The 26,759-nt window shown below is 69.5% G+C and carries 22 protein-coding genes, 2 pseudogenes and 1 riboswitch; of the genes and pseudogenes, 10 read left to right on the forward strand and 14 right to left on the reverse strand.

Going from position 1 to position 26,759, the window contains the following annotated elements; all coding sequences use genetic code 11:
- Positions 1-29: 29 nt before the first annotated feature.
- A pseudogene (locus ACQ86L_RS18235) lies at positions 30-1,988 on the reverse strand (ABC transporter transmembrane domain-containing protein).
- 109 nt (positions 1,989-2,097) lie between these two features.
- Between ACQ86L_RS18235 and ACQ86L_RS18240 the strand changes: the two are divergent.
- The 3 genes from ACQ86L_RS18240 to ACQ86L_RS18250 are packed head-to-tail and all read left to right on the forward strand — an operon-like array spanning position 2,098 to position 4,693.
- A complete protein-coding gene (locus ACQ86L_RS18240) occupies positions 2,098-3,024 on the forward strand; it encodes an ABC transporter ATP-binding protein (protein ID WP_434316655.1) in 927 nt (308 codons plus the stop codon).
- Positions 3,021-3,866 carry an ABC transporter permease gene (locus ACQ86L_RS18245; protein WP_434316656.1) on the forward strand — a complete coding sequence of 282 codons (846 nt, stop codon included), beginning with the start codon at positions 3,021-3,023 and terminating at the stop codon, positions 3,864-3,866. Before ACQ86L_RS18240 ends, ACQ86L_RS18245 begins: the two co-directional genes overlap by 4 nt.
- The gene (locus tag ACQ86L_RS18250) at positions 3,863-4,693 is read left to right on the forward strand and encodes an ABC transporter permease (protein WP_434316657.1); all 831 of its coding nucleotides are present in this window, start codon (positions 3,863-3,865) and stop codon (positions 4,691-4,693) included. Before ACQ86L_RS18245 ends, ACQ86L_RS18250 begins: the two co-directional genes overlap by 4 nt.
- Positions 4,694-4,773: 80 nt before the next feature.
- On the opposite strand, the gene ACQ86L_RS18255 is transcribed toward ACQ86L_RS18250, so the two are convergent.
- Complete coding sequence (locus ACQ86L_RS18255; RefSeq protein WP_434316658.1) at positions 4,774-6,168, reverse strand: MFS transporter; 1,395 nt, start codon at positions 6,166-6,168, stop codon at positions 4,774-4,776.
- A gap of 167 nt (positions 6,169-6,335) precedes the next feature.
- Between ACQ86L_RS18255 and ACQ86L_RS18260 the strand changes: the two genes are divergently transcribed.
- The gene (locus ACQ86L_RS18260) at positions 6,336-6,782 is read left to right on the forward strand and encodes a DUF2269 family protein (protein ID WP_434316659.1); all 447 of its coding nucleotides are present in this window, start codon (positions 6,336-6,338) and stop codon (positions 6,780-6,782) included.
- Between the two features lie 18 nt (positions 6,783-6,800).
- On the opposite strand, the gene ribH is transcribed toward ACQ86L_RS18260, so the two are convergent.
- From ribH to ACQ86L_RS18290, 6 genes are all read right to left on the reverse strand, one after another.
- Positions 6,801-7,277 (reverse strand): 6,7-dimethyl-8-ribityllumazine synthase, encoded by a 477-nt coding sequence (ribH, locus tag ACQ86L_RS18265; protein WP_434316660.1) that lies wholly within the window; start codon positions 7,275-7,277, stop codon positions 6,801-6,803.
- Complete coding sequence (ribA, locus tag ACQ86L_RS18270; protein WP_434316661.1) at positions 7,274-8,560, reverse strand: GTP cyclohydrolase II; 1,287 nt, start codon at positions 8,558-8,560, stop codon at positions 7,274-7,276. Before ribA ends, ribH begins: the two co-directional genes overlap by 4 nt.
- A complete protein-coding gene (locus tag ACQ86L_RS18275; RefSeq protein WP_345837332.1) occupies positions 8,557-9,231 on the reverse strand; it encodes a riboflavin synthase in 675 nt (224 codons plus the stop codon). Before ACQ86L_RS18275 ends, ribA begins: the two co-directional genes overlap by 4 nt.
- A 2-nt stretch (positions 9,232-9,233) precedes the next feature.
- On the reverse strand, positions 9,234-10,241 hold the full coding sequence (gene ribD, locus ACQ86L_RS18280) for a bifunctional diaminohydroxyphosphoribosylaminopyrimidine deaminase/5-amino-6-(5-phosphoribosylamino)uracil reductase RibD (protein ID WP_434316662.1): 1,008 nt from the start codon (positions 10,239-10,241) through the stop codon (positions 9,234-9,236).
- A 124-nt stretch (positions 10,242-10,365) separates the two neighbouring features.
- Positions 10,366-10,518, reverse strand: a riboswitch (FMN riboswitch).
- 787 nt (positions 10,519-11,305) lie between these two features.
- The gene (locus ACQ86L_RS18285; protein ID WP_434316663.1) at positions 11,306-11,938 is read right to left on the reverse strand and encodes a hypothetical protein; all 633 of its coding nucleotides are present in this window, start codon (positions 11,936-11,938) and stop codon (positions 11,306-11,308) included.
- Between the two features lie 178 nt (positions 11,939-12,116).
- Positions 12,117-13,139, reverse strand: a complete 1,023-nt coding sequence (locus ACQ86L_RS18290) for a sugar-binding transcriptional regulator (protein ID WP_434316664.1) — start codon at positions 13,137-13,139, stop codon at positions 12,117-12,119.
- A gap of 138 nt (positions 13,140-13,277) precedes the next feature.
- Here ACQ86L_RS18290 and ACQ86L_RS18295 point away from each other — a divergent pair, with 138 nt between their 5' ends.
- From ACQ86L_RS18295 to ACQ86L_RS18310, 4 genes are all read left to right on the forward strand, one after another.
- Positions 13,278-15,017 carry an FAD-dependent oxidoreductase gene (locus ACQ86L_RS18295; protein ID WP_434316665.1) on the forward strand — a complete coding sequence of 580 codons (1,740 nt, stop codon included), beginning with the start codon at positions 13,278-13,280 and terminating at the stop codon, positions 15,015-15,017.
- A gap of 129 nt (positions 15,018-15,146) precedes the next feature.
- On the forward strand, positions 15,147-15,926 hold the full coding sequence (locus tag ACQ86L_RS18300) for an MIP/aquaporin family protein (RefSeq protein ID WP_382457249.1): 780 nt from the start codon (positions 15,147-15,149) through the stop codon (positions 15,924-15,926).
- 70 nt (positions 15,927-15,996) lie between these two features.
- Positions 15,997-17,511 (forward strand): glycerol kinase GlpK, encoded by a 1,515-nt coding sequence (glpK, locus tag ACQ86L_RS18305; RefSeq protein ID WP_434316666.1) that lies wholly within the window; start codon positions 15,997-15,999, stop codon positions 17,509-17,511.
- 130 nt (positions 17,512-17,641) lie between these two features.
- Positions 17,642-18,940, forward strand: coding sequence for an LCP family protein (locus ACQ86L_RS18310; protein WP_434316667.1), 1,299 nt, complete (start codon positions 17,642-17,644; stop codon positions 18,938-18,940).
- Between the two features lie 55 nt (positions 18,941-18,995).
- Here the strand turns inward: ACQ86L_RS18310 and ACQ86L_RS18315 are convergent, their stop codons facing one another.
- From ACQ86L_RS18315 to ACQ86L_RS18335, 5 genes and pseudogenes are all read right to left on the reverse strand, one after another.
- Positions 18,996-19,364, reverse strand: a complete 369-nt coding sequence (locus tag ACQ86L_RS18315) for an HAD family hydrolase (RefSeq protein ID WP_434316668.1) — start codon at positions 19,362-19,364, stop codon at positions 18,996-18,998.
- Positions 19,274-19,738: an HAD family hydrolase gene (locus tag ACQ86L_RS18320; RefSeq protein WP_434316669.1), complete on the reverse strand. Its 465-nt coding sequence runs from the start codon at positions 19,736-19,738 to the stop codon at positions 19,274-19,276. Before ACQ86L_RS18320 ends, ACQ86L_RS18315 begins: the two co-directional genes overlap by 91 nt.
- Positions 19,735-20,334, reverse strand: coding sequence for a GNAT family N-acetyltransferase (locus tag ACQ86L_RS18325; RefSeq protein WP_434316670.1), 600 nt, complete (start codon positions 20,332-20,334; stop codon positions 19,735-19,737). The genes ACQ86L_RS18320 and ACQ86L_RS18325 overlap by 4 nt, the downstream gene beginning before the upstream one ends.
- On the reverse strand, positions 20,334-21,344 hold the full coding sequence (trpS, locus tag ACQ86L_RS18330; protein WP_434316671.1) for a tryptophan--tRNA ligase: 1,011 nt from the start codon (positions 21,342-21,344) through the stop codon (positions 20,334-20,336). The genes ACQ86L_RS18325 and trpS overlap by 1 nt, the downstream gene beginning before the upstream one ends.
- Before the next feature lie 34 nt (positions 21,345-21,378).
- A pseudogene (locus ACQ86L_RS18335) lies at positions 21,379-22,217 on the reverse strand (exodeoxyribonuclease III).
- A gap of 210 nt (positions 22,218-22,427) precedes the next feature.
- Here ACQ86L_RS18335 and ACQ86L_RS18340 point away from each other — a divergent pair.
- The gene (locus tag ACQ86L_RS18340; protein WP_434316672.1) at positions 22,428-23,984 is read left to right on the forward strand and encodes an RCC1 domain-containing protein; all 1,557 of its coding nucleotides are present in this window, start codon (positions 22,428-22,430) and stop codon (positions 23,982-23,984) included.
- A gap of 37 nt (positions 23,985-24,021) precedes the next feature.
- Here the strand turns inward: ACQ86L_RS18340 and ACQ86L_RS18345 are convergent, their stop codons facing one another.
- Positions 24,022-25,266: a YihY/virulence factor BrkB family protein gene (locus tag ACQ86L_RS18345; RefSeq protein ID WP_434316673.1), complete on the reverse strand. Its 1,245-nt coding sequence runs from the start codon at positions 25,264-25,266 to the stop codon at positions 24,022-24,024.
- A 350-nt stretch (positions 25,267-25,616) separates the two neighbouring features.
- Here ACQ86L_RS18345 and ACQ86L_RS18350 point away from each other — a divergent pair, with 350 nt between their 5' ends.
- On the forward strand, positions 25,617-26,636 hold the full coding sequence (locus tag ACQ86L_RS18350) for a hypothetical protein (protein WP_434316674.1): 1,020 nt from the start codon (positions 25,617-25,619) through the stop codon (positions 26,634-26,636).
- Positions 26,637-26,759 lie beyond the last annotated feature (123 nt).

The following is a 26,759-nucleotide window of genomic DNA, read 5'->3' on the forward strand; positions in this document are numbered from 1 at the left end:
GCGTACATAAGTCCGGGAGCGATTGTTCGTTAGACGAGGAGCTGGTGCTTGGCGAGGTCGCGGTAGAGGGGGTGCTGGCGACGAGCTCGGAGTGGGTTCCCACTCCGACGACGCGGCCGTGGTCGAGGACGACGATCTGGTCGCTGTCGACGACGGTGGAGAGCCGGTGCGCGATGACGAGGAGGGTGCGGTCCTCGGCGACGGCGTCGATGGCCTCCCGCATGAGCTGCTCGTTGCGGCCGTCGAGGCTTGAGGTCGACTCGTCCAGCAGCAGGACGGGGAGCGGCGAGCAGCGCACGCGCGATCGCGAGCCGCTGACGCTCGCCGCCGGAGAGCATGATGCCGTCCTCGCCGACCGGCGCGTCCAGGCCGAGGTCGCTGCGCTCCAGCACCTCGGTGAGGTTGACGGCGTGGAGGACGTCGATGCACTGCTCCTCGGTCGCGTCCGGCGTCGCGAGCCGCAGGTTGTCGCGCAGCGAGCCGGCGAGCACCGGAGCGTCCTGCTCGACGTAGCCGATGTTGGAGCGCAGGGCGACGCGGTCGAGCGTGCGGATGTCCATCCCGCCGAAGCGCACCTGTCCGGCCTCCGGGTCGTAGAACCGCTCGATCAGCGCGAGGATGGTCGACTTGCCCGCGCCGGACGGCCCGACCAGCGCCGTGCGCTTGCCGCGCGGCACCGTGAAGCTGACGCCGTGCAGCACCCCGCCGTGCGTCGCGGCCGGGGCGTCGGCGCCGAGCCCGGCCGCGGCCTCCGCTTCCGCCACAACGTCGACGCCGCCGAACGCCGCGAGGGCGACGCGCTCGGCGTCGGCAGGCGCGGCCGCGACGACGGACGGCTCGTCGCGCTCCGGCGAGGACGGGTAGGCGAACTGCACGTCCACGAACTCGATCGCCGGCGCGTGCGGCGCGAGCCCCTCGTTCGCGGCGCCGACGGTCATCCCGAGCGGCGCGATCTCGCGGTCGTGCTGGTCCTCGGTGGGGAGGTCGAGGATCTCCTGGATGCGCCCGAGCGCGCCGAGCGCCGAGTTGACCGCGGTGATCGCGCCGAACGCCTGGCCGAGCGGCAGGATCATCATGAACAGGAAGAGGATGAACGCCACCAGGTTCGCCACGGTGATCGCACCGCTGGCGACCCGGAAGCCGCCGACGCCGAGCACGACCAGGAACGACACCTGCATCGCGATTCCCGCGACCGGCACGACGAGTGCCGAGATCTTGGCGACCTGGATGCCCATCTTCCAGGCTCCCGTCGCGTCGTCATCCACCGCCGCGATCTCACGGTCGGTCGCGTTCGCCGCACGGATGGTCCGCACCGAGCTGATCGCGCGCTCCACCGCGGCGGCGAGGTCGCCGACCTTGGTCTGCGCCTTCTGGCTGGCGACGCGGATGCGGCCGGACAGCAGCGTGACCACGACGATCGAGACGGCGACCACGAGCACGGTCAGCCCGAGCAGTACCGGGTCGATGATGAGCATGGCGATGAGCGCGCCGACGAACGTCAGCGCGCCGCCGATGGCCTCCACGAGTCCCTGGGTCAGCACCGCCCGCAGCAGCGTGGTGTCCGAGCCGACGCGCGACACCAGGTCACCGGTGCGGCGGGTGTCGAACTCGCTGATCGGCAGCCGCAGCATCCGCGCCACCAGCTTGCGGCGCGACGACAGCACGACGCCCTCGCCGGTGCGCTGCAGGAGGTAGTGCTGGTAGCCCGAGATGAGCGCGGAGACCACGACGAGCGCGACGAGCCCCCACACGATCCCGTTCAGCGGCTCGCCCTTGCCGACGATCGTGATGACCTGGCTGACCAGCAGCGGCTGGGCGAGGCTCGCGGCGGCGCCGAGCACGCTCAGCACGACGACGAACGAGAGCACGCCGCGGTGCTCCAGCAGGTAGGGGAGGAGCTGGCTGAACCGCGCGCGCGGTCCGCTGTCCGCCTCCCGCCGTGCGAAGGGCGAACGGCGGCGTGGAGCGGCGGTGGTGTCGGTGCTCATGGGGGTCCTTCGAAAGGAGTTCGGGATGCTGCTTCGACCGTACTTCCTGCGGGCTGCCGGTTTGCTGACACTGCGGGAATGTCCGTGGCCCGGACTACAGTGCTGAACTATGCCGACGTCCGTCATCACCGCCGCCGACCTGGTCAAGAAGTACAAGGACTTCCCCGCGGTCGACGGCATCAGCTTCGAGGTCGAGGCGGGGGAGTCGTTCGGTCTCCTCGGACCGAACGGCGCAGGCAAGTCGACGACCATGCGGATGATCGGCGCGGTCTCCACTCGAACGGCGGGCGAGCTGAGCATCCTCGGGCTCGACCCCGACCGGTACGGTCCGGAGATCCGTTCGCAGCTCGGGGTGGTGCCGCAGTCCGACAACCTCGACACCGAGCTACGAGTGCGCGACAACCTCATCGTCTACGGCCGCTACTTCGGCCTCCCGTCGGCGCGGGTGCGGCAGCGCGCGGACGAACTGCTGGCGTTCGCGCAGCTGGAGGACAAGGCCAAGGCGAAGGTGGACGACCTCTCCGGCGGCATGAAGCGGCGGCTCACCATCGCGCGTGCGCTGATCAACGACCCGCGCATCCTGCTGCTGGACGAGCCGACCACCGGCCTCGATCCGCAGGCCAGGCACATCCTCTGGGACCGGCTGTTCCGGCTCAAGGAGCAGGGCACGACCCTGGTGCTCACCACGCACTACATGGACGAGGCCGAGCAGCTCTGCGACCGCCTCGTCGTGGTCGACAAGGGCACGATCATGGCCGAGGGGACCCCGGCGTCCCTCATCCGGCAGTACTCGACGCGGGAGGTGCTGGAGGTCCGCTTCGGCTCCGAGCGCAACGCCGAGGTCGCGCCGCGGCTGGACGGCGTCGGCGAACGCGTCGAGGTGCTGCCCGACCGCATCCTGGTCTACACCGACGACGGGGAGGCCGAGCTCGCCCGCCTGACCGAGCGCGGCCTCCACCCGCTCACCAGCCTGGTGCGCCGGTCGAGCCTGGAGGACGTCTTCCTGCGGCTCACCGGGCGGAGCCTGATCGAATGAGCACCGCCACGCCCGTGGACGAGGGCACGCGGGCCGCGCTCGCCGCCTCTGCGCGGCCGCGCCGGTTCGGCGCCTGGTACGTCGCCGAGCACCGCTTCCGGGTGATGCGCTCGTACCTGCAGACCCTGCTCGTCACCGGCTTCGGCAACCCGTTCCTCTACCTGTTCGCGATGGGTGTCGGTCTCGGGAGCCTGGTGAGCGCCCACATGGGTCCCACCGCGGTGAACGGCGTGAGCTACCTGGCGTTCGTCGCGCCCGCGCTGCTGTGTACGGCCGGCGTCACCGTCGCGAGCGAGGAGTTCACCTACCCGATCTTCCTCGGGTTCAAGTGGAATCCGACGTTCACCGGCATCAGCGCCTCCCCGATCGCTCCGGGGCAGATCATCGACGGCGTCGTCATCTCGGTGGTGGCGCGGTTGCTCGGCACGGGCATCGTCTACTACCTGTTCATGCTGCTGTTCGGGGCGGTGCCGAGCCCGTGGGGCTGGCTCGCCATCCCGGTCGCGACGCTCGGCGGCCTGGCGTTCGGAGCCCCGGTGATGGCGTACGTCTCGACGCTGGAGCAGGATACCGGCCAGATCGCGATGCTGATGCGGTTCGTGCTGCTGCCGATGACGCTGTTCTCCGGCACGTTCTTCCCGCTGGCCTCGATGCCGGTCTACCTGCAGTGGATCGGCTGGATCTCGCCGCTCTGGCACTCCACCGAGCTCGCCCGCGTGTTCGCGTACGGCTACGCCGAGCCGCTCTGGCTCACGTTCGTGCACGTCCTCTACCTCGCGGCGCTGTTCGTCGTGTTCTGGCGGTGGGCGCGCCGGATCGCGCGACGGAGGCTGAACAAGTGACCACCACCCGCGACCCGTTCGTCGAGACCGCCTCCCGGCCGCGGCCGCTGCGCGCGCTCTACGCCGGCAACGCCCGCTCCGTGATGCAGCGCGGCTGGTCGGCCACGCGCAGCACGAACTGGCTGGTCATCGTCTCCGGCTTCTTCGAGCCGATCTTCTACCTGCTCTCGCTCGGCATCGGCTTCGGCCGTCTGGTCGGGGAGGTCACGACCGCCGACGGCCAGCAGGTGCCGTACGCGGCCTTCATCGCTCCGGCGCTCCTGGCGACGGCGGCGATGAACGGGGCGGTGTACGACTCCACCTGGAACGTGTTCTTCAAGATGCAGTTCGCCAAGCTGTACGAGGGGATGCTGTCGACCTCCCTCGGTCCGCTGGACGTGGCGCTCGGCGAGATCCTGCTCGCGCTGCTGCGTGGCGCGCTGTACGCGGTCGGCTTCCAGATCGTGATGCAGGTGCTCGGCTTGAACCTGTCCTGGTGGGCGCTGCTCGCTCTGCCGGCGGTGCTGCTGATCGCGTTCGGCTTCGCCAGCTTCGGGATGGGCATCACCAGTTACATGAAGACGTTCCAGCAGATGGACTGGATCAACTTCATCCTGCTGCCGATGTTCCTGCTGTCGGCGACCTTCTACCCGATCACCGTCTACCCGGCCTGGATCCAGTCGATCATCATGGCCCTCCCGCTCTGGCACGGCGTGGAGCTGGTCCGCGGCCTCACGACCGGCGCCGTCGACGCCGGGATGCTGTGGCACGTCCTGTATTTCGCGGTGATGATCGTGCTCGGCCTCATCCTGACCACCCGCCGCCTCCGCGCCCTCTTCCTCGACTGACCACGCGCGAAGGGCACGTCGTTGTCACTTTCGCTCGCGAAAAGTGACAACGACGTGCCCCTCGATAGCTTTGAACCGGGTCAGCTCACGTTGTCGGTGAAGTCGATGTCGCGGGTCTCCTTCGAGAGCAGCAACGCGATCAGCGTCAGCACGCCCGCCCCGGACAGGTAGACGCCCACCCACACCGTGCTGCCGCCGCCGATCGTCCACAGCCACACCGCGATGGTCGGGGCGACCGCGGCGCCGAGCACGCTGGCCAGGTTGTATGCGATGGCGGAGCCCGTGTACCGGACGTTCGTCGGGAACAGCTCCGGCAGCTCCGCGCCCATCGGCCCGAAGGTGAGCCCCATGAGCGTGAAGCCGACGATGAGCAGCGCCATCGTCCCCACGATGCCGCCGGCGAACAGCGGAACGAACAGCAGCCCGAACAAGATGATCCCGAGGGTCACCCAGATCAGCGTCTTCCGGCGGCCGAAGCGCTCGGCGAGCGGGCCCGCGACGAGCGTGAAGACACCGAAGAACACCACACCGATGATGAGCATGACCAGGAAGTCGTTGCGCGCGTACCCGAGCCCCGGCACGAAGCCGGCGGCCGAGAACGTCTTGCCGGCCTTCTCAGCGGCGGCCCGCGCGGCCTCCGGGGTCGCGGCCGTCGTCCCGTAGGTCAGCGTGAAGGCCGTCATCAGGTAGAACAGCACGTAGGTAGCCAGCATGATGAACGTGCCGAGCACGATCTGCCGCCAGCTGGTCCGGAACACCCGCGCCAGCGGGAGCTTCGCCACCTCGCCGGTGTCCACGACCTTCTGGAAGGCGGGGGTCTCCACGAGCTTCAGCCGCACGTACAGGCCGACGATGACGAGCACCGCGCTCAGCAGGAACGGCACCCGCCAGCCCCACGCCGCGAACTGCTCCGCGTCGATGGAGAGGCTGAGCGCCAGGAACAGCAGGTTGGCGACGATGAAGCCGATCGGCGCGCCGAGCTGCGGGAACGTCCCGTAGATCGCGCGCTTGCCCGCGGGCGCGTTCTCGGTGGCGAGCAGCGCGGCGCCGCTCCACTCGCCGCCGAGCCCGAGGCCCTGGCAGAACCGCATCACCACGAGCAGGAAGGGCGCCCAGAACTCCCAGCCGGGGGTCTGCGCGGTGGGGAGGCAGCCGATCAGGACCGTCGCGATGCCCATCGTGAGCAGCGAGCCGACGAGCGTTCCCTTGCGGCCGATCCGGTCGCCGAAGTGGCCGAACAGGATGGAGCCGACCGGCCGCGCGATGAACGCCACGCCGAACACGGCGAACGACGACAGCAGCGCGGCCGTCGGGTCCTCGCTGGTGAAGAACAGCGACGGGAAGACGAGCACCGCGGCGGTGGCGTAGACGTAGAAGTCGTAGAACTCGATGGAGGTGCCGATGAGGCTCGCGAGGATGACGCGGCCGCGGGTGTTGGCGGGGACGGGAGGGGTGACGGAGGCCGTCGTGGACATGCGTGGAGAACTTCCGGTGACGTGACGTGGAGCCGCAGAGCGTGGGCGTCGGTCGGGCGTCGCGCGGGCGGGGAGGGGAACAGGACGCTTGTGGCGTCCCTTTCACCCTATGCCGCTCGCGTGGCCCGGCCGAATCGGGCGCCCGCACCGCTCGCTAGGCTGAGGGCATGGAAACCCTCTTCGCCGTCCTGCACGTCGTGTCCGCTGTGTTCATCGTGGGGCCGATGGCCATCCTGCCGATGACGGCGATGCGCGCGGTGCGCGCGGGCAACGCCGGCCAGGTGGCGGTGCTCGCCAAGTCGACGAACCTGATCTCGCTGCTGTCGCTGCTCGTCGTCTTCTTCGGTTTCGGCGTCATGGGGCTGGCCGACAAGAAGTACGACCTCAGCATCGCGACGCCGTGGATCCTCTGGTCGATCGTCCTGTACGTGATCGCCCTCGGGCTGACGCTGTTCCTCGTCGTCCCGACCATGCGCCGCGCCGCGGAGGCGCTCCAGGCCGTCGACACCCCGCAGGGCGGCGAGACGTCGAGCTACCCGGCCATCGCGGCCGGCTCCGGCGTCGCCAGCCTGCTGCTGGTCGCCGTGGTCGTCCTGATGGTCTGGAAGCCGTAGCCTCGCCGCGTCCGACCGCTAGGCGCGAAGCTCCCGCAGCACGATCGCGGTCGCGAGCGCCGCGTGCGCGGCCTCCTCGCCCTTGTCCTCCTTGGACCCGGGGAGGCCGGCGCGGTCGATGCCCTGCGCCTCGTCGTCCAGCGTGAGCACGCCGAAGCCGACGGGCTTGCCGGTGTCGAGCGCCACCCGGGTGAGGCCGTCGGTCGCCGCCGCCGAGACGTACTCGAAGTGCGGGGTGCCGCCGCGGATGATCACGCCGAGCGCGACCACCGCGTCGGCGCCCGCCTCCAGCGCCGCCTTGCTGACGACGGGGAGCTCGAAGCTGCCCGGGACGCGCACGAGCGAGTAGTCCGCTCCCGCGGCCTCCAGCGTCCGGGTCGCGCCCGCGATCAGGCCGTCCGTGATCTGCTCGTGCCAGGTCCCGGCGACGATGACGACCCGGAGGCCGCTCCCGTCGATGGTCTCTCCCGCGTTCGGCGCTCCGGCTCCGCTCATCGTGCTGTCCTCTCCGCCGCGACAGCGGCGTCTTCCTCGTTCTCGATCTCCGCGATCACGTGACCCATGCGGTCGCGCTTGGTCTCCAGGTAGCCCTCGTTGAACACGCCGACGCCGACGACGAGCGGCACGCGCTCCTCGACCGTGATGCCGTGCTCCTCCAGCTGGCGCACCTTCTCGGGGTTGTTGGTCAGCAGGCGCACCGACTCGATGCCGAGGTCCTGCAGGATGGCCGTCGCCGCGCCGTAGTCGCGCGCGTCGATCGGCAGGCCCAGCGCCAGGTTGGCGTCGAGCGTGTCGAGGCCGTCCTCCTGGAGCTTGTAGGCGCGCAGCTTGTTGATCAGGCCGATGCCGCGGCCCTCGTGCCCGCGCAGGTAGACGACGACGCCGCCCTCCCGCTGGATGGTCGCGAGCGCCGCGTCGAGCTGCGGCCCGCACTCGCACTTGAGCGAGCCGAACGCCTCGCCGGTCAGGCACTCCGAGTGCACCCGCACGAGCGTGCCCTCGACGGAGGGCGCGCCGGAGACGATGGCGACGTGGTCGGCGCCGGTCATCCGGTCGCGGTAGGCGCGCATCCGGAAGGTGCCGTTCGTGGTGGGGACGGTCGTCTCGACCTCGAAGATCACCCGCGACGACTCCGGGATGGGCGCGGGAGAGGCGAGCTGCTGGTCGCAGTGGAACTCCTGCAGGTACGCGATCAGGGCCTCGATGGTGATCACGAGGACGCCTTCGCGCTCGCCGAGCTCCAGGAGCCCGGGGAGGCGCATCATCTCGCCGTCGTCCGCGACGATCTCGGAGATGGCGCCGACCGGGTTGAGGCCGGCGAGCTTCAGCAGGTCGACCGCGGCCTCGGTGTGACCGTCGCGCTCCCGCACACCGCCGTCCACCGCGCGCAGCGGCATGATGTGGCCGGGCCGGTGGAGGCTGGCGGGCGTCGACTCGATGTCGGCGAGCACGCGCAGGGTGTGCGCGCGGTCGGCCGCGCTGATGCCGGTGGAGAGCCGGTCGGCCGCGTCGACGCTGACCGTGTAGTTCGTGCCGCGGGCGTCCTCGTTGTTCGCGACCATCACCGGCAGTTCGAGGCGGTCGGCGATCTCGTTCGTCATCGGAGCGCAGATGAAGCCGGAGGAGTTGCGCACGGTCCAGGCGATCCACTCCTGGCTGGCGAGCTCGGCGGCGATGACGACGTCGCCCTCGTTCTCGCGGCTCTCGTTGTCGACCACGATGACGGGCCGGCCGGCGCGCAGCTCGGTGAGGGCCTCGGGGATGGTGGCGAGCGTCATGACGCACTCCGTTCTGTCAGCGTCTGGGTGGCTGCTTCGGTGTCGGGGGAGAAGCGGGCGGCGAAGTCGGGCTCGAGCGCGAGCATCCGCTCGACGTGCCGGGCGAGGATGTCGGTCTCGATGTTCACGCGGTCGCCGGGGACGCGGTCGCCGAGGGTCGTGGCGGCGAGGGTCTCCGGGATGAGCGAGACCTCGAACCAGCCGTCCTCGCGGCCGCCGCCGACGTCGCTCACGGTGAGCGAGACGCCGTCGATGGCGATGGAGCCCTTGCGCGCGACGAGCGGCGCGTGGGCGGGGTCGAGGCTGAGCCGGACCACGCGCCAGGCGCTGCCGTCCTCGATGGAGAGCACGGTCGCGGTGCCGTCGATGTGGCCCTGGACGATGTGGCCGCCGAGGCGGTCGCCGACCTGCGCGGCGCGCTCCAGGTTCACCCGGCGGCCCGGTGCGACGTCGTCGAGCGTGCTCATCGCGAGCGTCTCGGCCATCACGTCGGCCGTGAACGTCTCGGCGTCCTGGCCGATCACGGTGAGGCAGACGCCGCTGACCGAGATGGAGTCGCCGTGTCCGGCGTCGCTGACGGCGAGCGGGCCGCGCACGGTGATCCGCATCGCGTCGGCGTCGCGCTCGACGGCGACGACCTCGCCCAGCTCTTCGATGATTCCGGTGAACACGCTCACGCCTCCTGGTGGGTGGTGGGGACGGGCACGGCCCGCAGGTACAGATCGCCGCCGAGCCGTTCGACGTCGAGGATGCGCAGCTTGCGCTGGTCGCCGATGGTCTCCGCGCCGATGTCGCCGAGCGCGAGCTTCGGGCCGCCGAGCAGCGACGGCGCGAGGTAGATGGCGTACTCGTCCACGAGCCCCGCGGCGACGAACGCGCTCGCGAGGGTCGGGCCGCCCTCCACGTAGACCCGGCGGAAGCCGCGCTGGTGGAGGTCGGCGACCACCTCGTGCAGATCGTGGGTGCCCTCGAAGATCACGGGGTGCGGGTGCCGGAACACCGCGGCGTCCTTCGGCACGGCGCGCGTCCCGACGACGACGGGCGTCGGCTGCGTGGCGAGCAGCTCGCCGGCGTCGCCGCGCGCGGTCAGGCTCGGGTCGTCGGCCAGGACGGTGCCGGTGCCGACCAGGATCGCGTCGGAGGCCTCCCGCTGCTCGTGGACGCGCTGCCGGGCGGCGGCGCCGGTGATCCACCGGCTGGTGCCGTCCGCGGCGGCGGTGCGGCCGTCGAGGGTGCTGGCCCACTTGACCGTGATGTGCGGCCGGCCGAGGCGCGCGGCCGTCAGCCAGTCGCCGAGGAAGCGCTCCGCGTCGTCCGCGAGCACGCCGCCGACGACCTCGACGCCGGCCTCCCTGAGTCGCTCGGCCCCTCCGCTGGAGTGCCGGCCCGGGTCGGCGACCGCGTACACGACGCGGGCGACCCCGGCGGCGATCAGCGCCTCCGAGCAGGGCCCGGTGAGGCCCCAGTGGTTGCACGGCTCCAGCGTCACGACGGCGGTCGCGCCGTGCGCGCCGCCCTCGGGGAGGCTGCTGAGCGCGTCGACCTCCGCGTGCGCGGTGCCCGCACCCCGGTGGAAGCCCTCCGCGATCGTGCGGCCCTCGGCGTCGAGGATCACGCAGCCCACGCGCGGGTTCACGCCGGTGGCCGGGCCGCCCTCGGCGAGCCGCAGCGCGGTGCGCATCGCGGCTTCCCAATCTCCAGTCCGGGTCATCCGGGCGTCGTCCTGTCTCTCGTTGCCGTCGAGACGTGGTGCCGGGGTCACTGAAGCGGAAAGCCCGCGTTCGCGACGGTCGTCACCGACCGCCGACGTGCGCCTCCCATCCGGACTGAGCGCCCAGGCTCCCGCCTGCACGCATTACCGTCGGTACCGGAATTCCACCGGTTCAGCAGAGGGCTCTCGCCTCCCGCTCGCGGACTGTCACCGCCGGTTCGGACTCTCACCGACCCCGGAGCACGTTCTTCTGTTGTCGAGTCTAGATCAACGCCGCCGCCCCCGAACTATTCCCGGACATGTGTAGTCATCGAGGGCCGGTGGCTGGGCCCGGTGCCGGCGGGCAGCTGGTAGGCTCCATGACGGCTGACGTCTCAGATTTATGAGTGCTGATGGAAGATTTCGCGGGCGGTGAGGAGCGACGGTGCGGTTCGAAGAGGGAAACGATGTTCATGAATGGCCGAACGACATGACGATTCGCGTGTCTGACGGCGCGAACCTGCTCGATCTCTTGTGGTTGCGTCACATGGCGGTGGGAAACGCCGAACCGTCGCTGCCGCCGGCCGCACTTCCCGGCGAACCGGTTTCCTCGGATGACCACCGACTGGTCGGGACTTGGGAGAAGCTGTGGAAGGAAAGCCTCGAACATTCGCGGAGCCTTCACGAGCTCGACCCGCTAGCGGTGGCGGAGCACAGGGAACTCTGGGCCGCGCCCGACATCGGATCGTTCGCGGATGCACTCGGTCTCGACGCCGGCGAGGGCGTTCGTTCGTGGCGAGAAGCTCCCGTTTTCCACAATGCCGAGAGGATGGCCGTCGAGGACGTTCGTGTTGCCTGGCGGCGAGGTCTGCGGACGGTCATCGAACTCCCTCTCGCCGCCGGGTATTGGCGAAAGCTCTCTCCCGCGACGTTCGTCGTTTCGACTGTCACCCGCCGCGACGCGGCGGCTACTCCGAGGCGCTGCGCTCGTTCGTGCGGAATTGAACGAGCGGGTGTCATCTACGCGATGACACCCACTCGTCGTCCTCGGTCAATCAGGAGTGGAAGTTCTCGCCCGGCGATCCGGACGCGCAGACTGTCCCGTTGTTCATGACGACGTTGGACCCCGGGAGTACGTTCGCGAAGCCGTCTCCGGACATCGAGAACGACCAGCTACTGCTCCAGGAGGAGCCGCTCGCGCCACCCCACCAGTACGAGGGCATGCCCGACCATCCCCACACCTGCACGGTCCAGTTCTTTGCGATCACGGGCCGCGGAACAACGAAACCGGTGGAGATGAACTTCGAGTTGCCGCGACTGACGGCGTTGATCCACGAGTTGCCGCAGGGGCCCTCTACCCAGGTGGTCCGGCTCATCGCGAGTGACTTCTCGAACCGGATGGCTTCGGGACTCACGGCGACCGATCTCTGCTGACCGTCGCTGTCCGTGACGATCTGGTATCCATTCGCTTCCGCGACGACGGAGTCGAATCCGGACAGGACCATCGCGACGGAGACTGTCTCCGTCGCCGGGGCTTGGTCGTCGGCCTGGGCGGCCAGAGCACCGGATAAGACGAGCGTGCCCGAAAGTGCCGCAGCCATGCCGACGCGGATTGCCTTGAGCCCAAAGGTCATGATTTTTCCCTTCATCGTTGAAAGCGCGATCTGTTCACGATCGCCGATCTCCACACTACAAAACGTTAGATTGAAGTTAGAAGGTTAAATTTCAATGACATCGAATGAGCACGCATCGGTCGATGCGGCCTACCCATCCGCTTCAACCACAGTGTGAGCCGAATTCCCGCGCCGAGAGGCGCGCAGACGCTCCTTAAAATCCGCGGGAAAGGGCGATAACGTGCCCTCGGTGTCAGGCTGCGTGGTCGGCGTGCTCGGCGAGCGCGACCGGCTCCACCGGCTCCGCGATGTCCGCCAGCGCTCGCGCCGTCCCCTCGTCCACGATCAGGTCGGTGATCAGCCCGGCGGCCAGCGCGCCCCGCAGGCTGTGCACCTTCGACGGCCCCGACACGATACACACCCGGCGCGGCACGCGCTTGATGAGGTCGATGTCCGGCCCGCTGGCCCGCTCGTTCAGCGGGATGCCGTGGTGGCTGCCGTCCTCGCGGAAGAACACCGTGGCCACGTCGCCGACGACCCGGGAGGCGTCCAGCGACGCGTAGTCGTCCGCGTCGAGGTAGCCGCCGGCGTAGACGTGCGAGCGCACCTCCGAGAAGGGCGAGCCCAGGCCGAACAGCGCCACGTCCATCCGCTCCTGGATGTCGAGGATGCGCCGGGTGCTGCGCTCCCGCCACATCGCCTGCTTGGTCTGCGGGTCGTCGAACAGCGCGGGCACCGGGAACTCCTGGATCGTCCCGGAGTAGGTGTCGCCGAACCGGCGCAGGATCTCCGACGCGTAGAGCACGCCCGTCGTATAGGTGTTGCCCGCGCCGTTGAGCTGCACGAACTCCACGTTGTGCAGATCCTTCGGGATGAGGTGCCTGCTGAGCGCGCTCATCGTCGAGCCCCAGGCCACCCCGACCGTGGTGTTGGAGTCGATGAAGCGGTCGAGAATCCGTGCAGCCGAGATGGCGACGCGCTCCAGGCGGTCCACGTCGCTGATCGCGCTCGGCATCGGGACGATGTGCGCTCCGATGCCGTAGCGGGAGTGCAGCTCCTGCTGCACGCGCGTGGCGCCCTCGTGCGGCTGGGCGATCTGGATGGTGACCAGCCCGGACGCGCGCGCATAGGAGAGGAGCCGGGAGACGCTGGACCGCGAGGTGTGCATCTCGTGGGCGATGGCCTCCATCGTCAGGTCCTGCATGTAGTAGAGGTGGCCCGCCTTGAGGGCGTCGCGGACCTTCTCGGGGAGGTTCTGGGTGTCGGGCGCGGACATTCGGGGACCGCCTTCCGGGTTCGGGTGACTGGTGGAGGTGGCGCTGCACGTATGTGCATCCGGCTTGATCGAAGTTGTGCCGGCATCGAAGACTATAGCGAAACCCACCGCCGTTCAGTAGAAGTTCCAGGAGTCACCGTGACGACGAAGTCGAATATCCGCCCCGAGATCCAGCAGCTGCGCGAGCGCCCGAGCGCGCAGGTCGTCATCGTGGGCGGCGGCATCAACGGGCTCGGCACGTTCCGCGACCTCGCCCTGCAGGGCGTCGACGTCGTGCTCGTGGAGCGCAACGACTTCGTGTCGGGCGCGTCCGCGGCCTCCAGCCACATGATCCACGGCGGCATCCGCTACCTGGAGAACGGCGAGTTCCGCCTGGTCAAGGAGTCGGTGACCGAGCGCAACGGCCTGCTGAAGATCGCGCCGCACTACGTGAAGCCGCTGCAGACGACCATCCCGATCTACTCCACCTTCTCCGGCATCCTCGCCGCGCCGTTGCGCTTCCTCACCCACAAGCAGGGCAAGCCGAAGGAGCGCGGCGCGTTCCTGATCAAGACCGGCCTGACCATCTACGACACGTTCTCCCGTGAAGGCGGCGCCGTGCCGCGGCACAGCTTCCACGGCCGCCGGAAGTCGCTGGAGACCCTCCCGAAGCTCAACCCGGGCCTCAAGTACACCGCCACCTACTTCGACGCCTCGGTGCACGACCCGGAGCGGCTCGCGCTCGACGTCCTCGCCGACGGCCTGGCCGCCGGCCCGCACGCCCGTGCCGCCAACTACCTGGAGGCGGTGGGCGCTCAGGACGGCGGCGTCCTGGTGCGCGACCGGGAGACCGGCGACGAGTTCACCATCACGGCCGACGTGGTCGTCAACGCGTCCGGCCCGTGGACCGACCTCACCAACGCGGCCCTGGGCCGGCCGACGCAGTTCATGGGGGGCACCAAGGGCTCGCACATCGTGCTCGACAATCCCGAGCTGCTGGAGGCCTGCGCCGGCCGGGAGATCTTCTTCGAGAACAACGACGGCCGCATCGTCCTCATCTACCCGCTGAAGGGCAAGGTCATGGTCGGCACGACCGATCTCGAAGCCGACATGTCGGTCCCCGCGGTGTGCACCGAGGAGGAGATCGACTACTTCATCGAGCTGGTCGCGCACGTTTTCCCAACGATCCCCGTCACCCGTGAGCAGATCGTCTACAGCTTCTCCGGGGTCCGCCCGCTGCCGCACCACGACGACACCGCGCCCGGTTTCGTCTCCCGCGACTACCGGATCGTGCCGGGCACGATCGCGGGCCTCGGCGACACCACCGTGCTCAGCCTGGTGGGCGGCAAGTGGACGACGTTCCGCGCGCTCAGCGAGCACCTCGCGAACGAGACGCTGGAGGCCCTGGGCATGCCCCGCACGGTCGCCACCCTCGGCCTCCCGATCGGCGGCGGCGCCGGCTTCCCGGCCACCCCGCAGGCCGAGCGCGACTGGGTGGCCCGCTACGGCGCCGACGTGGGCGCCGCCCGCGCGAGCGCGCTGCTGCACCGCTACGGGACCAAGGCCGCCTTCGTCATCGACGCGATCGCCGGCTGGGAGGGCGAGGACGCGCCGCTCGCCGCCGCCCCCGAGTACTCCCGCGCGGAGATCGACCACCTCGTGCGCACGGAGCGGGTGGCCCACCTCTCCGACGTGTTCCTGCGCCGGACGAGCCTGGCGTTCACGGGATCGGTCTCGATCCCGCTGGTCCACGAGATCGGCGAAATCGTCGCAAACGCCCTCGGATGGTCGCCAAATCGGCGGTCGGAGGAGGAAGATGCGTTCCAAGCGGAACTGGCAGCCGCCCACCGGGTGAACCTGGCGTCGGGGGACGGGAGCGAGGCCGCGGCGCTCCGATAATGCACGAACGTGCATAGAACGGTCCTTGCCCAGGCGGACCCGACCGCAATAGCGTTCGAACGCCCCCTGGCGAGAGCCAACACCATCGCACGACAGGGTGCGGGTCAACTGAACAACTGGAAGGTCAACGTGGACAATATCGGTATTGATTTCCTGTCAGAGTTGTGCGGAACGGCAATGCTGGTGCTTCTCGGTACCGGTGTCGTCGCGAACGTCGCCCTGATCAAGAACAAGGGCTTCAACGGCGGGTTCCTCCTGGTGAACTTCGGCTGGGGCATTGCGGTCTTCGCGGGTGTCAACGTCGCCTACAACTCGGGCGCGCACCTGAACCCCGCCGTGACGCTCGGCCTGGTCGCCAACGGAGCCAAGGCGTTCGGAAGTGCAGCCGCGCACACTCTGGTGCCGGTCAACTTCGTGACAGTGCTGCTGTACATCGTCGCCCAGCTGGTCGGCGCGTTCATCGGCGCCTGCCTGACGTTCCTGGCGTACAAGAAGCACTTCGACGAGGAGCCGGACCCGGGCAACAAGCTCGGCGTCTTCTCCACAGGCCCGGCGATCCGCAGCTACGCCTGGAACCTCGTGACGGAGATCATCGGCACCTTCGTGCTGGTGTTCGTCGTCATCGCCTTCGGCCACCAGCCCGGCACCGCTGCCGGCCTCGCCGCCCTCGGAGCCCTGCCCGTCGCCCTCCTCGTGGTCGGCATCGGCGCCAGCCTCGGTGGTCCGACGGGGTACGCGATCAACCCTGCGCGTGACCTCGGCCCGCGCATCGCTCACGCCGTCCTGCCCATCCGGGGCAAGGGCCCCAGCGACTGGTCCTACTCCTGGATCCCGGTCGTCGGCCCGATCATCGGCGGTCTGCTGGCCGGCTGGCTCGCACTGCTGCTGCTGCCCATCCTCACCAAGTAACACCCGGGGGCCGGCCGGGGAGACCCCGACCGGCCCTCTTCAGTCCCACCCCCAAACAAAGGAGTTACGTATGGCCGACTACGTCGTCGCTATCGACCAGGGCACCACGAGCACCCGAGCGATCATCTTCGACAAGTCCGGGTCGATCGTGTCGAGCGGACAGCTGGAGCACGAGCAGATCTTCCCGAAGGCGGGATGGGTCGAGCACAACCCGGTCGAGATCTGGAACAACACCCGCGAGGTCATCGGCCAGGCGCTGTCGAAGGCCGACCTGACCCGTCACGACATCGCGGCGGTGGGCATCACCAACCAGCGCGAGACCGCCGTGGTCTGGGACAAGAACACCGGCGAGCCCGTATACAACGCCATCGTCTGGCAGGACACCCGCACGCAGCCGATCGTCGACCGCTTCGCGGCGGACGGCGGGGTCGAGCGCTTCAAACAGGATGTCGGCCTCCCGCTGGCGACCTACTTCTCCGGCACCAAGATCACCTGGATCCTGGAGAACGTCGAGGGGGCGCGCGAGCGCGCCGAGCGGGGCGACCTGCTGTTCGGCAACACCGACGCGTGGGTGCTCTGGAACCTGACCGGCGGCCCGGACGGCGGCGTGCACGCCACCGACGTGACCAACGCCTCCCGCACCATGTTCATGGACCTGGAGACCCTCACCTGGCGCGACGACATCCTCGAGGTGTTCGGCGTGCCGAAGTCGATGCTCCCGGAGATCAAGGCCTCCTCCGAGGTCTACGGCACGGTCGAGTCGTCCAGCCTGCTGCGCGAGGTGCCCGTCGCGGGCATCCTCGGCGACCAGCAGGCGGCCACGTTCGGCCAGGCGGCGTTCGATCCGGGCGAGTCCAAGAACACCTACGGCACCGGCAACTTCCTCATCTTCAACACGGGTGAGGAGATCGTCCACTCCAAGAACGGCCTCCTGACGACGCTCGGCTACAAGCTGGGCGACGACAAGCCGCACTACGCCCTGGAGGGCTCGATCGCCGTCACCGGCTCCCTGGTGCAGTGGCTGCGGGACAACCTCGGTATCATCTCCAGCGCCCCCGAGATCGAGGACCTGGCGAAGACCGTGGAGGACAACGGCGGCGCGTACTTCGTGCCGGCGTTCTCCGGACTGTTCGCGCCGTACTGGCGGTCGGACGCGCGTGGCGCCCTGGTGGGCCTCACGCGGTACGTCAACAAGGGCCACATCGCCCGCGCCGTCCTGGAGGCCACGGCCTTCCAGACCCGCGAGGTGCTGGACGCGGTCAACGCCGACTCCGGGGTCGACCTCCAGGAGCTGAAGGTGGATGGCGGCATGATCGCCAACAACACCCTCATGCAGTTCCAGGCCGACATCCTCGGTGTGCCGGTCGTGCGCCCGGTCGTCGCGGAGACCACCGCCCTCGGCGCCGCCTACGCCGCCGGCCTCGCCGTCGGCTTCTGGAGCGACCTGGACGACCTGCGCAAGAACTGGCAGGAGGACAGCCGCTGGGAGCCGAAGATGGAGGCCGCCGAGCGCGACCGCCAGCTCCGCCTGTGGAAGAAGGCCGTCACGAAGACGTTCGACTGGGTCGACGACGACGTGAAGTAGTCCCCGCGCAGTGCCACCGAGCGCCGTCCGGCTCCCGCCGGGCGGCGCTCGCGCATGGTGCGTGTGGAACCTTGCAGATTCCTCACCCGCGGGAAAGGTTTCGCGCAGATTGCTGTCTTAGCTTCGAAGGATGAGGCATTCCACGGTCGCGCGACCGACCCCGGTACGGCACGGCCGCCTGCCGGTCCGTCGCGCCCGCGGACCGGTCGCGCGGCTGCTCGCGGGCATCGTCGCCGTCGCCGTGGTCTCGGTCGGCGCCGTCGCAGCGTACGCGGTGCAGGACACCGTCCGCTCCCTGAAGCCCTCCGTCCACCTGGTCTCCGCGGCGGGCAAGGCCGTCACGGTGCCCGCTGTCGGCGCGGAGTCCGGCGCTGTCAACATCCTCCTGGCCGGAACCGACACCCGCACCGGCCAGGGCGGCCAGTTCTCCAGCTCTCAGGAGCTCGCCGGCAGCTCGGGCGCGGGCAACAACGACGTCACGATGGTCCTGCACCTGTCGGCGGACCACCAGCATGCGACCGTGATCAGCATCCCGCGCGACCTGATGGTGCCGATCCCGTCGTGCCCGACGTCGAACGGCGGCTCCACGTCGCCGCAGGACAGCGCGCAGTTCAACACCACGCTGTCGACGGGCGGTCTCTCCTGCGTCGTGCTCACGGCGGAGGCGCTCACCGGCCTCAGCATCCCGTACGCGGCCGAGATCAGCTTCGACGGAGTCTCGGCGATGTCCAACGCGGTCGGCGGCGTTCCTGTCTGCCTCGCGACGCCGCTGAAGGACCCGTATGTCGGACTGAACCTGCCCGCCGGCCAGCAGACCCTGGTCGGCGACCAGGCCCTCGCCTTCGTCCGGAGCCGCCACGGCGTCGGCGACGGCAGCGACCTCGGCCGGATCAGCAACCAGCAGCTGTTCCTCTCGTCGCTGCTGCGCACGGTGACGAGCGCCGGCGTGCTGAGTAACCCGATCACCCTGTTCTCGCTGGCGAAGGCCGCGACCTCCAACCTCACGCTCTCGGACACGCTGTCGTCGCCGACGACCCTGGTGTCCATCGGGCTCGCGCTGAAGAGCGTCCCGCTGAGCGCCTTCGTCTTCCTGCAGTACCCGGCGATGACGGACCCCAGCAACGTCAACCGCGTCGTGCCGGAGCCGACCGGCGTGGACGCGCTCAAGCAGGCGCTGTCCACGGACACCCCGGTGCAGCTCACCGGAACGACCGGCAATGGCACGGAGTCGGCCACCCCGGCCCCGTCGGCGACGCCGTCGGGCGCGCCCAGCACGGCCGCGACGCCCGCGCCGAGCGCGACGCCGAGCGCCGCGAGCGGCAGCGCGTCGACGGGCAGCACCCCGGCTCCGACGTCCTCGGCCGTCAGCCTGCCCTCCAACGTCACCGGCCAAACCGCCGCCCAACAGACCTGCACCAAGGGCAACTAGGACATCTATCTGACAGGACACGCCGCCAAGCGTGCGCGCCGGACGGCGAGTCCTGTCAGTTCGTTTCTGCGACGAGCGCGCGCGGGACGGCGGCCAGCGAGCTCAGCTCGATAACGCCCAGACGGGCGGCCTCGGCGACGTCCTCGGCCGTCGGCGCGACCCCGCGGCGGTTCAGCCAGATGCCGGTCAGGCCGGCGCGGGCCGCGCCGATCGCGTCGGTGCGCAGGCGGTCGCCCACGTAGGCCGCGTCGGACGGCCGCACGCCGAACACGGAGCAGGCGTGCTCGAAGATGCGCCGATCCGGCTTCGCGACGCCGACCTCGCCGGAGGCGATCAGGTGCTCCATGCGCGTGTCGAGCCCGACCGCCTCCACCTTGCGGCGCTGGAAGGCCAGGTCGCCGTTGGTGATGAGCCCGAACCGCACCCCGGGATCGACGCCTCCAACGCGTCCAGGCACGGGATCGCGTCCTCATGCAGCGACCAGGCCGCGACGTAGTGCTCGAAGTAGTCCGCGAACCAGGCGCTCGCCTCGGCGTCGCTCAGCTCGACGCCGTGCCGGGCGGCGAAGTCGCGGGCGCGCGCCTGACGCTGCCCCTCGAAGTCCAGCCGGCCCGCGAGGTAGGAGTGGTAGTGCTCCTCCTCCAGGTCGTGCCAGAGCGCGGTCAGCTCGGCGGCCTCCATCGGGCCGTACGGCTCGCCGAGCTGGCCCGCGTAGCGCTGGATGCCCGCCGACACCGCGGCGCGGTGCGCGAACAGGGTGTCGTCGAGGTCGAAGAGCACGACGCGCGGGCCGGTCACCGCGTCGCCTGCGCGGACGTGATGGCCGGCCAGCCAGCCGCCGGCCGCCGCGGGTCGGCGGGCAGGATCGCGGCCTGCCAGTCGTCGCGTCGGACGCCCCGGTGCGACACTCCGAGCCGGGCGACGCCCTCCCACTGGAAGCCGGCCCGTCGGGCGACGGCGGCGCTCGCGACGTTGCCCGCGTACGCGTGCCACACGCAGCGCTGGAGCCCCAGCCCTGCGGCAGCGTCGAACGCGTAGTCGAGCACCAGGTCGAGCGCGGCGGCCATCCAGCCCCGACCCCGCGCGCCCGCGGACAGCCAGTAGCCGACCTCGCCCTCGCCGTCGTGGAGGTGGTGCAGCCCGATCATCCCGTGCAGGAGGCCGGTCCTCGCGTCGCGGAGCGCCCAGGTGCACTCCCGCCCGCTCGCCCAGCCGTCCGGGACGATGCCGGTCACGAACCGCTCCGCGTCGGCGCGGTCGTACGGCGAGGGCACGGTGGTCCACGCGGCGACCTCCGGATCGCGGCAGAACTCCGCGATCCGGTCGATGTCGGCCTCGACCGGCGCCGACAGGACGACAGGGCCGCCCGCCAGCTCCACCGGGGCCGGAGGCATCAGTGCGCCCGTCGCAGCAGGCCGATCGCGTTGAAGGCCTTCGCCAGCGTCCGCTCGGCGACCTCGCCGGCCCGCTCCGCGTTCCCGGCGAGGATGCGGTCGAGCTCGGCCGGGTCCGAGAGCAGGTCGAGCGCGCGCTCGCGGATCGGGCCGAACGTCTCCACCACGACCTCCACGAGGCCCTTCTTGAAGTCGCCGTAGCCCTTGCCGTCGTACTCCAGCTCGATGTCGGCCACCGCGCGGCCCGTGAAGGCGGAGTAGATGCTGAGCAGGTTGGAGATGCCCGGCTTGCCCGCGCGGTCGAAGGACACGACGCCGTCGGTGTCGGTCACGGCGCGCATGATCTTCTTGCGCGTCACGTCCGGCTCGTCCAGCATCCAGACGATGCCGGCGCCGGACTCCGCGGACTTCGACATCTTCGACTCCGGGTTCTGGAGGTCGTAGATGCGCGCGCCGTCCTTGAGGATCATCGCCTGCGGCACCACGAAGGTCTCGCCGAACCGGCTGTTGAAGCGCTCCGCGAGGTCGCGGGTCAGCTCGACGTGCTGGCGCTGGTCGTCGCCGACCGGCACGACCTCCGCGTCGAACAGCAGGATGTCGGCGGCCATCAGCACCGGGTAGGCGAACAGCCCGACCGAGGTCGCGTCGGCGCCCTGCTTGGCCGACTTGTCCTTGAACTGGGTCATCCGGGCGGCCTCGCCGTACCCGGTGATCGTGTTCAGCAGCCAGGCGAGCTGCGCGTGGGCCGGCACGTGCGACTGGACGTACAGGGTGGAGGCCGACGGGTCGATGCCCGCGGCGATGTACTGCGCGGCCGTGCGGCGCGTCTTCTCGCGGAGCTCGACCGGGTCCTGCGCGACGGTGATCGCGTGCAGGTCGACGACGGAGAAGAACGCGTCGTGCGTGCTCTGCAGCTCCTTCCACTGCAGGAGGGCGCCGACGTAGTTGCCGAGGTGAAGGGAGTCCGCCGACGGCTGCATGCCGGAGTACAGGCGGGGGAGTGTGCTCATGTCACTGCTTTCGAAGTAGAGGAAGGTGCGGATGCTAGACGGCGTAGTCGACGACCACGGGGGTGTGGTCCGACCATCGCTCGTCGTAGGCGGCCGCACGGTCCACCGCGTAGTTCTTCACCGTCGCCGCCAACGCGGGGAGGCGAGCTGGTAGTCGATCCGCCAGCCGGTGTCGTTGTCGAACGCCTGCCCGCGCCATGACCACCAGGTGTACGGGCCGTCGACCTCGCCAGCGGCCTTGCGGCCGACATCGACCCAGCCGAGCCCGGCGCCGTCGTTGTAGCGTGCGTCGCCCTCCGCGCCGAGGATGCGGTCGAAGTAGGCGCGCTCCTCGGGGAGGAAGCCCGCTTTCTTGACGTTGCCCTTCCAGTTGCGGATGTCCAGCGTCCGGTGGCCCACATTGAGGTCGCCCATGACGACCGCGTACTTGCTGTGCTTCACGAGCTGCGGGAGCCGGGCCTCCATCGCGTCGAGGAAGGCGTACTTGGCGTCCTGCTTCTCGGTGCCGGCCTCGCCCGAGTGCACGTAGGCGCTCACCACGGTGATCACGGTCGAGCCGACCTCGTAGTCGGCCTCCAGCCAGCGGCCGGCGCTGTCGAAGTCGGGCGCGCCGAGCTCGACCCGGTGGATCTCCGCCCGGGGATGCCGGCTGGCGATCGCGACGCCCGCGCGCCCCTTGGCTGTCGCCGGGTCGTGCACGATGTCCCACTCGCTTCCGAGTAGCCCCTGCAGGTCTTCGGAGGAGGCGCGCACCTCCTGCAGCGCGAGGATGTCGACGTCCCTGCTGTCGAGCCACGCGCCCATGCCCTTGCGGAAGGCGGCACGGATGCCGTTGACGTTCACCGTCGCGATGCGCAGGGGTTTCGAGGGCATGCCTCCAGCCTAGCGGGGCGCGCCGACGGCCGGTGGTTCGAAGATCAGACTTCCGATGGATGCGTGCGATATCTCAGATGGATACATTAGCAGGACATTCCCGGGGCATCAGCAGCACGCATTTTCCGCAGAGCAAAGGAGTGACCGAATGAACGAGCCCTTGAATCCCCTGACCGCCCCCTCCCGTCGCACGATCGTCAAGGGCGCCGCGTGGGCGGCGCGTGGGCGGCGCCCGCCATCGCGCTGACGGTCGCCTCTCCCGCTTTTGCGGCCTCCACCCCCGTGTCCGTCCTGACGGTCGAGTTCACCCAGCCGTTCTACACCACGACGCCAGGCGGCCAGTTCAGCTCCCCTGTCGTGGCCGCCAAGGTCTGGGACGCGAGCGGGCCCGTGACGAACGCCTCCGTCACATTCGCGATCGCGCCGATCGAAGACACCGACGAGCCGGACACCGAGGGTGACGACGATTTCGACGGCGTGGATGTCGTCGCCGCTTTCGGCCGTCTCGGCGGCCCGCCGGCGAACACCGTCATGTCGTCGGCCACGGGCCAGGCCACTCCTGAGGTCATCCACGCGGGTGAGGGCGTCGGTGTCCTTCGTGTCACGGCGACCGCCGTGGTCACGCGCGACGGCGCCGTCGAGAGCGCGATGGCAGAGGCGTACATCCGGATCTTCGCCTACACGACAACGACGGTGCCTTTCTCCGCCGGTTACCGCGGCACGTCCGCGCTGGGCACAGGCAGCAAGACCAATAATCCGGTTCCGGCCGCTGTCGCGATGCCGTCGTCCGCGGCTGACGTCATCCTGCTCGGCGCCGGACTGTACCGTGCGGGATTCGCTCTCGACGCGTCGGGGACCGTGTGGAGCTGGGGCTCCGATTACTACCGCACCCAGGCGGTGCGCAAGACCCAGCCGATCCCGGTGCCGTTCGCGAAGATGCCGAACGACATCGTGCAACTCGAAGGCACGTACTACGCGATGTTCGCGCTGACCAGAAGCGGCGAGGTCTGGGGCTGGGGTTACAACCTGGAGGGCCAGTTCGCCGATGGGACGACCATCGGCACGTTCCGGGAGACTCCGGTCCGCATCCCGAATCTCGGCCCGGTGAAGAAGCTGGCCGGTGGCCACTACAACATGCACGCCCTCCTCGAAGACGGAACTCTCTGGAACTGGGGTTACGGGCGGTACGGGAGCCTCGCGGACGGCGTCACCACCGTCCACCGGGCCACCACCCCGAAGCGGGTGACGGGATTCCCCGCCGGTCGCATCGTGGTCGACGTCGCAGGTCGGAACGACGGCGCGTCGGCCGTCCTCGACGACGGCACCGTCTGGTCGTGGGGCCGCAACGGAGAAGGCCAGATCGGCGACGGAACGAACCGGCACCGTTACGTCCCGACCCGGATCACCGCGCTCACCGGCGCGAAGCGGGTCTCCTCCAACTACTGGAACGCCGGCGTCGTCCTCGACGACGGCACCTGCCGGCTGTGGGGCTACGCCGCCTACTACAACCTGGGCAACGGCTCGGCCAGCAATCCCAGAGTTCCCGTCGATCCCGGCCTGACGAACGTGGCCGAGCTCTCCTGGGGGCTCCAGACCGGCCATGCCCTCCTCACCGATGGCAGCGTGTACGGCTGGGGTTACAACGGCAACTACGAGACGGGAACCGGCGTGCGCGGGGCCATCAAGACGCCGCTGCGTGTCCCCGGCATCGGCGCGGTGAAGCAGATCGCCCAGTCGCAGTACTCGACGTACTTCCTGCCCGCTTAGCCGTCGAGGACGTTTCCTCGACAGCGGCGTCGGTGCGCTACTGTCGCGCGCCGACGCCGCTGTCGTCCAGGAGGTCGTTGAGCCGGTGCTCGGCCCGCTCGACCCGGCGCTGGGCGCCGAGCCGCGCGAGGAACCGCGCGTGCGCCAGCTCGTCCTTCGCGGCCTCGAGCTCGGCCTTCGCGACCAGCACCCGGGCCTCGTACTCGGCGGCGGCCCGCTCGGCGGCGGCCTGCTCCGGCGTGATCATCCGCGGCGAGATCCCGCTGTCGAACATCCCGACCGCGATCCAGGACGCCGACAGCAGGATGACGCGCGACACCAGGTTGAACCAGATCAGCAGACCGACGAACACGGCGAAGGTGGCCAGCAGGGGGTTCTTCGAGGCGCCCGTGAGCAGGAGGCCGCCGAGCGCGCTCAGGCCTGCGAGCACGCAGGAGCCGAGCAGCACGCCGAAGAAGAGGTTCCGCCACGGGATGGAGACCCGCGCCATCACGCGGAACATCGCGCCGAGAGTGAAGATGTTCAGGACAACCGAGATGAGCAGCCCGGAGAAGCGGGTGAGCGCGTCCGTCCAGAACGTGTCCGAGCTGAGCCCGATGAGCTGGAAGAAGAACGTCAGCGCCTGCGTGCTGACGATCGAGATCAGCGCGGAGAACACGAGCACCAGCCCGAAGCCGAGCGCCAGGAACAGGTCGCGGATCTTCTGCAGCACGTAGTTGGTCGTGTCGCGGCTGAGCCCGAAGACCGCGCGTACCGCCTGGCGTGTGTAGTAGAGCCAGCCGATCGCCGTCCAGAGCAGGCTGATCGCCGCGACGATGCCCGACCAGCCGAAGGCCGTCGCCGACTCCAGCTGCTCCGAGTTGATGACGCCAGGGGTCGTTTCGGTCGAGATGAGTCCGGGGATCGCCCGGTTGATGATCTCCACGAGCGACTCGTAGATGTCCTGGTTGCCGCTCAGCCAGACCCCCGCCGCCGAGAAGCCGAGCCAGACCGCCGCGAACACGGCGAACAGCGACTGGAAGCCCATCCCGGCCGCGCGCAGGTTGCCGTCGGAGTGCGAGAAGTTGATGTAGACCCGGTACGGGCGCAGGGACTGCACCCACTTCGCCCAGCGGGAGACCCGGGCGACGGGCTTCTCCAGCCGCTCCTTCAGGGGTTCGGTCGCGTCGAGGATGCGCTCCTTCAGCGTCTCCTCCGGTTCGACAGTGCCCTCGGCGCGCTGGAGCGCCGGATCGGGCTGCGCCGTCACCGTGCCCTCCCCGCGTCGCGACTTCCTGGCCACGCGGCAAGGATATCGACTCGGCCGTCGCTGCTGGGCCTCCCGCTCTGCCGGCACGGCTCCGGACACCGCCGGTTCGACGTCGCCGTGGTAGAACTGCGGCCGTCAGCCGCGGACGGTCGCCACGACCGCCGCCTGGACGGCTCCCGCGATGGCCCTGTCGGCGGCCTTGCCGGCATTCGCCACGTCCACCCAGGCCATGATCCTGCTCGATGCCTCCTCGTATGAGTCGTGCCGGGGAGGACGGTGACGATCTGATGGGTTGCTGATAATCGCAGGCGTCGAGTTCATAAGTTCTCGGGTTAGCTGCTAACATTTACACGCAACATTTCAGCCCTCCCGAAAGTGAACTCATGAACGACTCGAAAGACGAAACCCCTCATCTGATCTCGCGGCGTACTGTCGCCAAGACCGCCGCGTGGGCGGCCCCGGCAATCGCCCTGGCGGCGGCGTCGCCGGCTCACGCCGCCTCGCCGGGCGAGGTCGCGATGATCCTGTTCGACGCTGACTCGTACGAGGTGCCGGCCCTGGGCACCATTACGATCACAGGGACGCTGGTCCCTGCCAAGGGGTCGAAGGTTCCCGCCGACATCAAGTTCAACGTGAACTTCCCCGGGGCGACCGGCTTCTACGGCACCCCGCCGGTCGTGTCGGGCAACACCTTCTCGATGATGGTGACGGCCTCTTCGAACGCGACGACGGCGACGCTGCGGGTGTCGTCCTCGAACTACCCGGCCTTCACGCCGGGCACCACCACGGTGACCGTCGCCAAGGCCGGCGCGATCCTCGTCGGCGAGCCGTCCTACGACGTCTCGCAGGCCGGTGTCTCTGTGAGGGGAACCCTGGAGGCTCCGCAGGGCGGAACCCTCCCCGAGGACATCACGCTGGTCGCCTCCGCCACCGACGGTTTCGAGGTGCTGATCCAGCCCCTCGTGACGGGCAACACCTACGAGTTGGTCGTGCGCGGAACCGCGGCGCCCGGCACTACGGGCACCCTCACCGTCTCGAGCTCCAGCCACCCGGCCTACACGCCGGGGACCGCAGTTCTGACGGCCGCGGGCGACGACACCCCCACCGGAGTACCTCAGCTCGTCTTCAACCAGCCGCTCTACATCGCGCCGGGGGCCGGGCCGCTCGACATCCCGGGAACGATCATCGTCCCGCCTGGCGTGACGCTGCCGTCCGACATCACGCTCACCGCGCAGTCCGCGGTCAAGGCATGGGAGATCATCGGGACCCCGCAGATGAGCGGGCCCGACACGTTCCGGGTGGTCATTTCGGCGCCGGTCGAACGCGCGATGACGTACATCATGCTGTGGAGCCCCTCCAACCTGGAATTCGGGTTCGTGTACACGTGGGTGAAGAACTTCTAGGAGGACGCACCTGCGCAATGACGAAGGCGCCCGCGGGACACCGGGGGCGCCTTCGTCGTTCGGCGCCGTTGTCGTGGGCGACGCTATCCATCGGCATCGAAATTACACGAGTCGTGGGTTACC

The organism is Leifsonia sp. P73, assembly GCF_051059105.1.
Lineage (GTDB): Bacteria > Actinomycetota > Actinomycetes > Actinomycetales > Microbacteriaceae > Leifsonia.

Coding starts and splice junctions, on each gene's coding strand:
- ACQ86L_RS18240 (WP_434316655.1), top strand. CDS start 2,098: ATGCCGACGTCCGTCATCACCGCCGCCGACCTGGTCAAGAAGTACAAG.
- ACQ86L_RS18245 (WP_434316656.1), top strand. CDS start 3,021: ATGAGCACCGCCACGCCCGTGGACGAGGGCACGCGGGCCGCGCTCGCC.
- ACQ86L_RS18255 (WP_434316658.1), bottom strand. CDS start 6,168: ATGTCCACGACGGCCTCCGTCACCCCTCCCGTCCCCGCCAACACCCGC.
- ACQ86L_RS18260 (WP_434316659.1), top strand. CDS start 6,336: ATGGAAACCCTCTTCGCCGTCCTGCACGTCGTGTCCGCTGTGTTCATC.
- ribH (WP_434316660.1), bottom strand. CDS start 7,277: ATGAGCGGAGCCGGAGCGCCGAACGCGGGAGAGACCATCGACGGGAGC.
- ribA (WP_434316661.1), bottom strand. CDS start 8,560: ATGACGCTCGCCACCATCCCCGAGGCCCTCACCGAGCTGCGCGCCGGC.
- ribD (WP_434316662.1), bottom strand. CDS start 10,241: ATGCGCACCGCGCTGCGGCTCGCCGAGGGCGGCCCGGCCACCGGCGTG.
- ACQ86L_RS18290 (WP_434316664.1), bottom strand. CDS start 13,139: ATGTCCGCGCCCGACACCCAGAACCTCCCCGAGAAGGTCCGCGACGCC.
- glpK (WP_434316666.1), top strand. CDS start 15,997: ATGGCCGACTACGTCGTCGCTATCGACCAGGGCACCACGAGCACCCGA.
- ACQ86L_RS18310 (WP_434316667.1), top strand. CDS start 17,642: ATGAGGCATTCCACGGTCGCGCGACCGACCCCGGTACGGCACGGCCGC.
- ACQ86L_RS18325 (WP_434316670.1), bottom strand. CDS start 20,334: ATGCCTCCGGCCCCGGTGGAGCTGGCGGGCGGCCCTGTCGTCCTGTCG.
- trpS (WP_434316671.1), bottom strand. CDS start 21,344: ATGAGCACACTCCCCCGCCTGTACTCCGGCATGCAGCCGTCGGCGGAC.
- ACQ86L_RS18350 (WP_434316674.1), top strand. CDS start 25,617: ATGAACGACTCGAAAGACGAAACCCCTCATCTGATCTCGCGGCGTACT.